This window comes from Ralstonia chuxiongensis (genome assembly GCF_024158925.1).
Lineage (GTDB): Bacteria > Pseudomonadota > Gammaproteobacteria > Burkholderiales > Burkholderiaceae > Ralstonia > Ralstonia chuxiongensis.
Genome location: NZ_JAMYWC010000012.1, coordinates 18,371 through 28,825 on the forward strand (window position 1 = coordinate 18,371; position 10,455 = coordinate 28,825).

At 64.7% G+C, this 10,455-nt stretch carries 9 protein-coding genes; 8 read left to right on the top strand and 1 reads right to left on the bottom strand.

Annotated features, from left to right (window positions below):
- Window positions 1-122: 122 nt before the first annotated feature.
- Entirely contained in the window at window positions 123-1,304 is a 1,182-nt protein-coding gene (locus NKG59_RS25420) for a porin (protein WP_045204754.1), read from the bottom strand.
- A gap of 379 nt (window positions 1,305-1,683) precedes the next feature.
- Between NKG59_RS25420 and coq7 the strand changes: the two genes are divergently transcribed.
- From coq7 to mraY, 8 genes are all read left to right on the top strand, one after another.
- Window positions 1,684-2,334 carry a 2-polyprenyl-3-methyl-6-methoxy-1,4-benzoquinone monooxygenase gene (coq7, locus tag NKG59_RS25425; protein ID WP_253542960.1) on the top strand — a complete coding sequence of 217 codons (651 nt, stop codon included), beginning with the start codon at window positions 1,684-1,686 and terminating at the stop codon, window positions 2,332-2,334.
- A gap of 395 nt (window positions 2,335-2,729) precedes the next feature.
- Window positions 2,730-3,158: a division/cell wall cluster transcriptional repressor MraZ gene (gene mraZ / locus NKG59_RS25430; protein ID WP_024979191.1), complete on the top strand. Its 429-nt coding sequence runs from the start codon at window positions 2,730-2,732 to the stop codon at window positions 3,156-3,158.
- Between the two features lie 9 nt (window positions 3,159-3,167).
- On the top strand, window positions 3,168-4,127 hold the full coding sequence (gene rsmH / locus NKG59_RS25435) for a 16S rRNA (cytosine(1402)-N(4))-methyltransferase RsmH (RefSeq protein ID WP_253542962.1): 960 nt from the start codon (window positions 3,168-3,170) through the stop codon (window positions 4,125-4,127).
- Window positions 4,128-4,146: 19 nt separating this feature from the next.
- Window positions 4,147-4,491 (top strand): cell division protein FtsL, encoded by a 345-nt coding sequence (gene ftsL, locus NKG59_RS25440; protein ID WP_253542964.1) that lies wholly within the window; start codon window positions 4,147-4,149, stop codon window positions 4,489-4,491.
- Entirely contained in the window at window positions 4,488-6,275 is a 1,788-nt protein-coding gene (locus NKG59_RS25445) for a peptidoglycan D,D-transpeptidase FtsI family protein (protein ID WP_253542966.1), read from the top strand. Before ftsL ends, NKG59_RS25445 begins: the two co-directional genes overlap by 4 nt.
- The gene (locus NKG59_RS25450) at window positions 6,272-7,816 is read left to right on the top strand and encodes a UDP-N-acetylmuramoyl-L-alanyl-D-glutamate--2,6-diaminopimelate ligase (RefSeq protein WP_253542968.1); all 1,545 of its coding nucleotides are present in this window, start codon (window positions 6,272-6,274) and stop codon (window positions 7,814-7,816) included. Before NKG59_RS25445 ends, NKG59_RS25450 begins: the two co-directional genes overlap by 4 nt.
- Window positions 7,813-9,249, top strand: coding sequence for a UDP-N-acetylmuramoyl-tripeptide--D-alanyl-D-alanine ligase (locus tag NKG59_RS25455; protein WP_253542970.1), 1,437 nt, complete (start codon window positions 7,813-7,815; stop codon window positions 9,247-9,249). The genes NKG59_RS25450 and NKG59_RS25455 overlap by 4 nt, the downstream gene beginning before the upstream one ends.
- Window positions 9,250-9,264: 15 nt before the next feature.
- Window positions 9,265-10,434: a phospho-N-acetylmuramoyl-pentapeptide-transferase gene (mraY, locus tag NKG59_RS25460; protein ID WP_024979185.1), complete on the top strand. Its 1,170-nt coding sequence runs from the start codon at window positions 9,265-9,267 to the stop codon at window positions 10,432-10,434.
- Window positions 10,435-10,455 lie beyond the last annotated feature (21 nt).

Consider the following 10,455-nt stretch of genomic DNA (forward strand, 5'->3'; position numbering starts at 1 on the left):
TCTGCTGGCCGGCGGCGGGCTCGGTCGCAGGAGCATAGCGCGCGGCCATGCAAAAAGGCACCCGAAGGTGCCTTTCTGCGCCCGCCAAGGAGAGGGGCGGCGGGCAAAAACCAAAGCGTGCGTCAGAACTTGTGGCGCACACCCACTGCCACACCAACCTGGTTATCCGAGTTCGGTGTGATGAAGTACGTCTGCGATGCGGCCGGCAGGTAGCCCACCGACGTTTGTGCGCCCGTTGCCGGGTTGGTCGCGTAGCCGATCGAATCCCAGTTCAGCGAACCATTGCGGGAATACGCTGCCGTCAGGTACACGTCGGTGCGCTTCGAGAAGTTGTAATCGGCAATGAAGTTCCACTGCTGCGGGTTGCGCGGGTTGATCGTGGCGCCGCCGATGGTCGCTTCCTTGATGTTGTCGTAGTAGTACGACAGCGTCAGGCCCAGTGCCGGGGTGGCCTGGTAGTTCACACCCAGCCAGTACAGGTCGTCGCGGTGCGGCGTCAGTGCTGCAGTGGCGCCGCTGGAGGGCGCTTCGGTGTTGCCATAGCGGAAGCCTGCCATCACCTTGACGGGGCCCGTGGTGTAGCTGGCTGCAATGGCAGCGCGCTTGTCGCGGGCATATTCGTTGCCGCCCGACAGACCCAGCGCTTCTGCGGCCGTCAGCACCTTCACTTCGTCATACGCGACGCCCAAGCCAAACGGGCCAGCGAAGTAGTTCGCGCCGGCGCCGTAGGCCGAGTTGGCCGTGTTGCTGCCCGTGCGCTCGCCGAACGCCCAGTGGGCTTCGACCGTCAGCGGACCGAATGCAGCGCCGTACTTGATCATGTTGTCTTCGCGGAAGTTCGCACCCAGCAGGCCGACCACCGGCTCCCACTGCGTGGCATAACCGCTCGGCGAGAAGTTCGCCATCATGTCGAAGATCGTCGTGTACTGACGACCCAGCGTGATCTTGCCCCAGTTGCCCTGCAGGCCCACAAACGCCTGCCGGCCGAACAGGCGGCCACCTTGCTGCAGTGTGCCGGTGTCCATGCCGAAGCCTGATTCCAGCACGAACAGGCCCTTGAGCCCGCCGCCGATGTCTTCAACGCCACGCAAGCCCCAGCGGTTTGAAGACAGGCCGCCCGCCTGCATCGCAAGGCGCGATCCGCTGCTGCCCGGAATGGCCACCCCCGCCGCAGTCACGGCCTGCTCATGGTTGACGTATTCGACGTTCGCGTCGACCACGCCGTACAGCGTCACACTCGACTGAGCCTGCGCAACACCCGCAAACGTGCCCAGCACTGCCAATGCCAGCAGCGATTTCTTCATCGGTCGGTCTCCAGATCTTTAATTTTGAGTTCAGTGGCAGGCAGACCCTCCGTTCCCGTCTTCCCGCCCCATGACTTTCAAACGAAGTCGCTGACTAATGTAGCAACGCGGTACTGGGCTCGGTCGAAATTTGCGAACGAATGTTCGTAAACGCGCGTTTGCTGTCTGATCCCGGCAACAGGCTGTTTCCGAATTTGAAATAGATCGGTGATAGGTATGCTCGATTCCTTGCGGATTTAGATGCGATCCGCGCGCCAACAGGGTTATCCCGTACAGTAGTGTTTGGTCGGCCAGGTTCTGACCGGACGCAATGTGCCGCGCGGTGCCGGCCTTACAATGGCGATCGCGCCGCACGCCATTGCCGGCGGTGCCCGTACCTATGCTCGACCGCTTCATCCCCGAATTCGACCGCGCCTTGCGCGCTGTGGCAGGCGTCACCCGCGCCAGCCGACCGAACCCTGCTGACGCCGTTATCGTGTCCACCTCCGCGGACAGGACCGACAACGGGACCAAGCTTTCCGAGGCCGACCGCCGCCATGCTGCCGGCCTGATGCGCGTGAACCATGTTGGCGAGGTTTGTGCCCAGGCCCTGTACCAGGGGCAAGCGCTGTTTGCCCGGGAGCCGGCTATCCGAGCCCAGCTCGACGAAGCCGCACGCGAAGAAGAAGACCATCTCGCCTGGTGCGCCCAGCGCCTGCAGGAATTGAACGACCGCCCGAGCCTGCTCAATCCGCTGTGGTATGCCGGCGCTTTCGCCATCGGCGCGGTGGCCGGACGCCTCGGCGACAAGATCAGCCTTGGCTTCGTCGCCGAGACTGAGCGCCAGGTCGAGCATCACCTCGACGGCCATCTCGATACATTGCCCGAACAGGACACCCGCTCGCGCGCGATCGTTGCCCAGATGCGCGACGACGAAATCCGCCACGGCGACAACGCGCGCCAGGCTGGTGGCATTGATCTGCCTGCGCCGATCCGCCAAGCCATGCGTGCCGCGTCACGCGTCATGACCACCGCCGCCTACCGCATCTGATGGGCGTGTCGCGTGTCGCGCGGGTCGATCGGCCCGACGACGACACGGCGTGCGCTCCCCCATTCGCCCGACCTCTGCCGCCTGCGGTCTGCGCCTCGAACCGGGGCGCTGTCGCTCGCCGTTCTCTCACGTGGTTTCTACATAAACCACGCTATCTCCTTCATTTGATTGGGAAAAGTGACATGACTCCCCTGGCGGGGTGCGCTAAGTCATTGTTCTGATTGCAAATTTTCCGTCTCCCAGGCCTCCGCAAGCCTTGACCGCCTAAAGTCGTTCCTCTAAAGTGGGAAACAGTGTCAGAAAGTGTAGTTTTGTGGTTCAAAGAGGCCGTTTTCGGGGCCAGTTGACGGCAAGGTAAGTGGCGATCAAGTCGCCGCACGGAGAGAGAAACCAACGTGTTCCAGGGTGCGTCGGCGCTGACGCTGGATGCCAAAGGGCGGATGTCCATTCCGTCCCGGCACCGCGAAGCGCTCCAGCTGCAGGCCGAGGGCCGGGTGACTGTGACCAAGCACCCGGACGGTTGTCTCATGCTGTTTCCGCGCCCCGAGTGGGAACGCTTTCGCGAGCGCATCGCTGCGCTGCCGATGGAAGCCCACTGGTGGAAACGGATCTTTCTGGGCAGCGCCGCCGATGTCGAACTCGATACCGCCGGCCGCGTCCTCATCACCCCAGAACTGCGCACGGCTGCCTCCCTTGAACGTGACGTGATGCTGCTCGGCATGGGCAGCCACTTCGAAGTCTGGGACGCCGCCACGTACACCGCGAAGGAGCAAGCCGCCATGGCGCAAGGCATGCCCGACGCCCTCAAGAATTTCTCCTTTTGATGACGCGCGATGACAACCCAAGCCAGTGCGGGACTGCGCCATCAGACGGTGCTCTTAGACGAAGCGGTCGATGCGCTCATCTGGCGCGACGACGGCATCTATATCGATGGAACCTTCGGGAGAGGCGGGCACAGCCGGCTCATCCTGGAACGGCTGGGGCCCGGCGGCAGACTTGTCGCCTTCGACAAGGACCCAGCAGCAATCACCGAAGCGGGCACCGTAGAGGATGCCCGCTTCGCTATTGAGCATGACAGCTTCGCGCAGATGGCCTCGGCTCTGGATGCGCGCGGCATTGAACGGGTGGCCGGCGTGCTGCTCGATCTCGGCATCAGTTCGCCGCAGATCGACGAAGGCGCACGTGGCTTCTCGTTCCGGATGGATGGCCCGCTCGACATGCGGATGGACACCACGCGCGGCATCACCGCAGCCCAATGGCTGGCCGAGGCTGATGAGCGCGACATTGCGAGGGTGATACGGGACTATGGGGAAGAACGGTTTGCTGTACAGATTGCAAAGGCGATTGTTGCTCGCCGGGGCCAATCCGGGGATCGAGGTCCTCTCGATCGCACATCCGAGCTTGCCGCGCTCGTGGCGCAAGCCGTCAAAACACGCGAGAAGGGCCAAGACCCTGCGACCCGCACCTTTCAAGCTTTACGGATTCACGTCAATCAAGAGCTTGCGGACCTCGAAACCGGTCTGAAGGCCGCCTTTGAACGCCTGGAGCAGGGGGGACGTCTCGTCGTGATCAGCTTCCATTCGCTGGAAGACCGCATCGTCAAGCGCTTTATGCAGGCCCTGGCGCGCCCGGAGCAATCCGCCGCGCCGGAACTGCGTCGGGCGCCGCTGCGTGCGCATGAGCTGCCGGCGCCGCAGTTGCGCCTGCTTGGCCGCGTGAAGCCGTCGGAGGCCGAGGTGTCGGCCAACCCGCGTGCGCGCTCGGCCATCATGCGCGTGGCCGAGCGTTGCTGAGCCGACGGAGACGCACGCCATGAACCGCCTGAACATGTTCCTCCTGACTGCGCTGGTGCTGTGCGCGCTGTCGCTGGTCAACGCACAACATCAGGCACGGCAACTGTTTGTCGAGCTGGATCGCGCGCAGGCGGAAGAGAAGCAACTCAACACCGACTGGTCGCGCCTGCAATATGAGCAGAGTGCGCTGGGCAAGAGCGCTCGCATTGCCGATATCGCGAGCAAGCAATTGAAGATGTCGCCCGCGCAGGCGGGCCGTACGCAGTATCTGCAGGGGTTTGCCGATTTGCCGGCAGCAGGGGGGGCCTCCGGGGCTTCCTCGGCAGCGGCGAGCGCGCCCACGGCTTCCGGAGTACAGCCATGAGCGGCGCACGCAAATCCAACGGCACCACGGCGCGCGCGCGCCTGGGCCAGTTCTCCGCCAGCCCGGTGCTGGGCCTGCGCTTGCCGATGTGGCGCTCGAAGCTGGTCGTGTTCCTGATGTTCGCAGCGTTCCTGGCGCTGATCGGCCGTGCGCTGTGGATTCAAGGTCCTGGCAACCGCTTTTATGAGGCCGAGGGCAAGAAGCGCTTCCAGCGCACGCTGGAGCTGCCGGCCACGCGCGGCAAGATTCTCGATCGCAATGGCTTGGTGCTGGCCACGAGCCTGCCCGTGAAGGCCATCTGGGCCGTGCCCGAAGACGTGCCCAACAACGTGCCTGGCGAAGACATGAAGAAGCTCGGCAAGCTGCTCGGCATGAGCGACAAGGAGCTTTCGGGCAAGCTGGGCGAAGACAAGGGCTTCGTGTATCTCAAGCGCCAGGTGCTGCCCGAGGTGGCCGACCAGATCGCCGCGCTGAAGATCGAAGGCATCTATCAGACGCGTGAGTACAAGCGCTTCTACCCGGAAGGCGAGGCGATGGCGCACATCGTCGGGTTCACCAACGTCGAGGACAAAGGCCAGGAAGGCATGGAGCTGGCGCGTGAGTCCGACCTCGCGGGTGCCGCCGGCCAGCGTCAGGTGATCAAGGATCGGCTGGGCCGCGTGGTGGAAGACGTTGGCGTGCTCAAGGCCCCACGTGATGGGCATGATCAGACGCTGTCAATCGACGCCAAGATCCAGTACCTGACGTTCAACGAGTTGAAGGCCGCCATTGAGCGTACCCGCGCAAAGGCCGCCAGTGCGATCGTGCTGGATGCCCAGACCGGCGAGGTGCTGGCGCTCGCCAACTACCCGACCTACAACCCGAACGACCGCAGCCGCCTCTCGGGCGAGCAACTGCGCAATCGCGTGCTCACCGACACCTTCGAGCCCGGCTCGATGATGAAGCCGATCACGATCAGCCTGGCTCTACAGCTCAAGCGCGTGACGCCCACCACGCTGGTGCAGACCAACGGCAAATACAGCTTTGAAGGCGCGACCATTTCCGATACCGGCAACTACGGCACGCTGACGGTCGCCCAGGTGATCCAGCACTCCAGCAACATCGGCACGACCAAGATCGCGATGATGCTCAAGCCGCAGGAAATGTGGGACATGTTCACCAGCGTTGGCTTGGGGCAGGCGCCGAAGATCGGCTTCCCGGGCGCGGTGGCAGGGCGGCTGCGCCCGGCAAACAAATGGCGCCGCATCGAGCAGGCGACCATGTCGTACGGCTACGGCCTGTCGGTGTCGCTGTTCCAGATTGCACATGCGTACACCATCTTCGCGCACGATGGCGAACTGATTCCGATCACGATGTACCGCACCGACGGCCAGCCGCCGCAGGGCGAGCGCGTGATCTCGCCGGAGGTGGCACGGCAGGTCCGTCAGATGCTCGAGACAGTGACGGCCCCCGGCGGCACCGCACCGCAGGCGCAGGTGATGGGCTACCGCGTCGGCGGCAAGACCGGCACGGCGTGGAAGCACACAGCGCGCGGCTATGACCGCTCCAAGTATCGCGCCTCGTTTATTGGTCTGGCGCCCATGTCGAACCCGCGCATCATCGTGGCGGTGAGCGTGGACGAGCCGACCGTGGGTAACCGCTATGGCGGCGGCGCGGCCGGCCCCGTGTTCTCTCAAATCGCGGGCGGCACCCTGCGGGCGCTGAATGTGCCGCCGGATTCGCCGGTGCGGCAGCTCGTGATGACCCCAGACGTGCCGGAAGAGCCGGTAGGGGGGCTGCAATGACAGCTAAGCCCACTTCTGACCGCCCGACCATCGTCGCGCGTCTTGCGCCTGTGGTGGACTGGCTGCGCGCCCAGGCACCGGCAGGTGCCGACCTCACCAGCGACACGCGCAAGCTCAAGACCGGCGATGTGTTCGTCGCCTACGTGCTCGGCAATATGCGCCAGCGTGGCGATGGCCGTCCGCATATTCCGCAGGCGATCGAAGCTGGCGCTTCCGCCGTGCTGGCCGAAGCCCATGGCTACGCAATGCCCGCAGACGCGCCCGTGCGCATCCTGCCCGTGGACGGCCTGGCTGAACTGGCCGGGCCGCTGGCGGCGCAGTGGTACGGCGTGCCGGGCCCGGACGCCTTGCGTGTGATTGGCGTGACGGGCACCAACGGAAAGACTTCGTGTTCGCAATGGATTGCGCAGGCGCTGACCAAACACGGCCAGCGTTGCGCAGTGGTGGGTACGCTTGGCACTGGGTTTGTCGATGCGCTGGCCATTACCGGCTTTACCACGCCGGATGCCATCCAGCTGCAGCACAGCCTCGCCGATCTGCACCGCGCAGGTGCCCGCGCCATCGCCATGGAAGTGTCGTCGCATGGTCTGGAGCAAGGCCGCGTCGATGGCACCTGCTTTGACATCGCGGTGTTCACCAACCTCACGCGGGATCACCTCGACTACCACGGCACGATGGCCGAGTACGAACTCGCCAAGGCGCGGCTGTTCGGCTGGCCGGGCCTGCGGGCAGCCGTCATCAACCGCGACGACGCGGCCGGTGTGCGCTTGTTGCAGAACGCCCGCGCCGATGTCGAAACCATCGAATACGGCATCGACGGCGAAGCCGTTGCGCAGCACGGTGCCAAGCAATGGCTGCGCGCCAGCAACGTGCGCGCGCATCGCACCGGAACGACATTCGACGTAGATGGCAGCTTTGGCCACGCGACCGTCCATGCGCCTACCGTCGGCCTGTTCAACATATCGAATCTTCTCGGTGTGCTGGGCGCATTGCTGGCGGCTGGCGTGCCGTGGCAGGACGCCATCGCGCGCCTGGAAAAACTGCAGCCCGTGAGCGGCCGCATGGAGCGTTTCGGCGGCGAAGACGGTCCGTTGGTGGTGGTCGATTACGCCCACACGCCGGACGCGCTGGAGCAGACCCTGCGCGCACTCGCGCCGATTACCGAAGCGCGCGGCGGCAAGCTGTGGGCCGTGTTCGGCTGCGGCGGCGACCGCGACCCCGGCAAGCGTCCGCAGATGGGCGCCATCGCCGAGCGGTTGGCGCCGCACGTTGTGCTGACCTCCGACAACCCGCGCAGCGAAGATCCGCAGCACATCCTCGACGAGATCGCCGACGGCATGGATAACCCGCGCGCTGCCACCCAGATCGAAGACCGTGCGGCCGCCATCCTGCATGCCGTGCGGCACGCCGATGCGCATGACGTGATCGTCGTGGCGGGCAAGGGGCACGAATCGACGCAGGAGATTGCTGGTCGCAAGCGACCGTTCTCCGATCAGGAACATGTGCGTCTGGCGCTTGCAGCCCGCGGGGTGAACGCATGATCGCCCCGACCGTGATGATGCACGCCACCGACGCCGCTGCCTGGATGGCGGGCGCCCATCTGGCGGGCCCCGACGCGGCCATCTTGCGCGTGACAACCGACAGCCGCGCCGTGCAGCCCGGCGACCTGTTCGTCGCGCTGATCGGCGAGCGTTTCGACGCGCACGATTTCCTGCCCGAGGTGGTGGCGCGTGGCGCTGCCGCCGTGCTGGTGTCGCGCGCGCCGGCTGCCACGCTGGATATGACGAAGGTGGCCGTGCTGACCGTTGCCGATACGCGCATCGGCCTGGGTCAACTTGCCGCCGGCTGGCGCCGCCAGTTCCCGATTCCCGTCGTCGCCGTGACGGGGAGCAACGGCAAGACGACGGTCAAGGAAATGATCTCGGCGATCTTCGCGCAGGCCGTGGGTGAAGACGCCCGCCTGGCGACCGCCGGCAACTTCAACAACGACATCGGCCTGCCGCTCACGCTGTTCCGCTTGAACGCGCAACACAAGCTGGCCGTGCTCGAACTCGGCATGAACCATCCGGGCGAGACGGCTGTATTGGCTGCCATTGCCCAGCCCACCGTGGCGATGATCAACAACGCCCAGCGCGAGCACCAAGAGTTCATGATCAGCGTGGAAGCGGTGGCTGAAGAACACGCCGCCGTGCTGGCCGCGTTGCCGGCCGATGGCGTGGCGGTGTTTCCGCGTGATGCGGCCAACGGTGGCGAATATGCGCCGGTGTGGCAGGCCGCGGCCGGTTCGCGTCGTGTGCTCGATTTCGGTATCGAGGCCGGGGCTGTGACGGGCACGGTGGTGGACACCGCCGACGGGCAACGCATCGATGTGCAGGCCCCTGGCCAGCGCTTCGTCATCACCTTGCCGCTGCTCGGTCTGCACAACGCACGCAATGCGCTGGCCGCGACGGCATGCGCGCTGGCTGCTGGTGTCGCTCCCGAGGTGATCGCACAGGCGCTGGGCAACTTCGCTCCGGTCAAGGGGCGGCTGCAGCGTAAGCAGGGCACGCACGGCGGCCTCGTCATCGACGACACGTACAACGCGAACCCCGATTCGATGCGCGCGGCGATCGACGCGCTCGTCACCCTGCCGGCGCCGCGCTGCTTGGTGCTGGGTGACATGGGCGAGGTTGGTTCGCAGGGTCCGGCATTCCACGAAGAAATCGGCGCTTATGCGCGCGAGCACGGCATCGACGCGGTGCTGGCAACTGGCGAGCTTGCGCGTCACACGGTCGACGCATTCGGCGCAGGCGCGCGGCATTTTGCGTCGGCGGAGGATTTGATTGAACACGGCGTGCCCGCCATTGCGCCGGCCGCGACGGTATTGGTGAAGGGCTCGCGCTTCATGCGGATGGAACGCATTGTGGAAGCGCTGGTCTTGAAAGACCCGGTAGCGGATTTGTCGGCCGGTTCCAGCACACAACAGCAGCATTAAGGGAAGCAAGAACCCATGTTATTGGCATTGGCGCAATGGTTGCAGAACGACTACGGCTTCCTGCGCGTCTTCAACTATCTGACGTTCCGCGCCGTGATGGCATCTCTCACGGCGCTGGTGATCGGCCTCGGGTTCGGGCCGTTTGTGATCCGTCGCCTGACGGAACTGAAAGTCGGCCAGGCTGTGCGCAGCTACGGTCCGCAGACGCATCTGGTCAAGGCCGGCACGCCCACCATGGGCGGTGTGCTGGTGCTCATCGGCATTGCCGTGTCGACGCTGCTGTGGGCCGACTGGGGCAACCGCTTCATCTGGATCGTGCTGCTGGTCACGCTCGGCTACGGCGCGATCGGTTGGGTGGATGACTACCGCAAGGTCGTGCACCGTGATCCGAAGGGCATGTCTTCGCGCGAGAAATTCTTCTGGCAGACCGTGATCGGACTCTTTGCTGCGGCATACCTGGCGTTCTCGGTGTCCGAGACGAGCAACATGCGCGTGCTTGAGCTGTTCATGGATTGGGTGCGCAGCGGCCTGTCACTGAACCTGCCGGCCAAGTCGCACCTGATCGTGCCGTTCTTCAAAGAGATCAGCTACCCGCTGGGCGTGTTCGGTTTCATCATCCTGACGTACCTCGTGATCGTCGGTTCCAGCAATGCCGTGAACCTGACCGATGGCCTCGATGGCCTGGTCATCATGCCGGTCGTGCTGGTGGGTAGCGCGCTGGGCGTGTTTGCCTACGTGATGGGCAGCGCCGTCTATAGCAAGTACCTGCTGTTCCCGCACATTCCGGGCGCAGGTGAGCTGCTGATCTTCTGCTCGGCGATGGCCGGGGCGGGGCTTGCCTTCCTGTGGTTCAACGCGCATCCGGCGCAGGTGTTCATGGGTGACGTCGGCGCGCTGGCGTTGGGCGGTGCGCTGGGCACCATCGCCGTGATCGTGCGTCAGGAAATCGTGCTCTTCATCATGGGCGGCATCTTCGTGGCCGAGACCGTCTCGGTGATGCTGCAGGTGACGTGGTTTAAGTTCACCAAGAAGCGTTATGGCGAAGGCCGGCGCCTGTTCCGCATGGCGCCGCTGCATCACCATTTCGAGCTCTCCGGCTGGAAGGAAACGCAAGTGGTCGTGCGCTTCTGGGTCATCACCATGATGCTGGTGCTGATTGGCCTGTCGACCCTGAAGCTGCGGTGAGCACGGACATGACCGACGTGA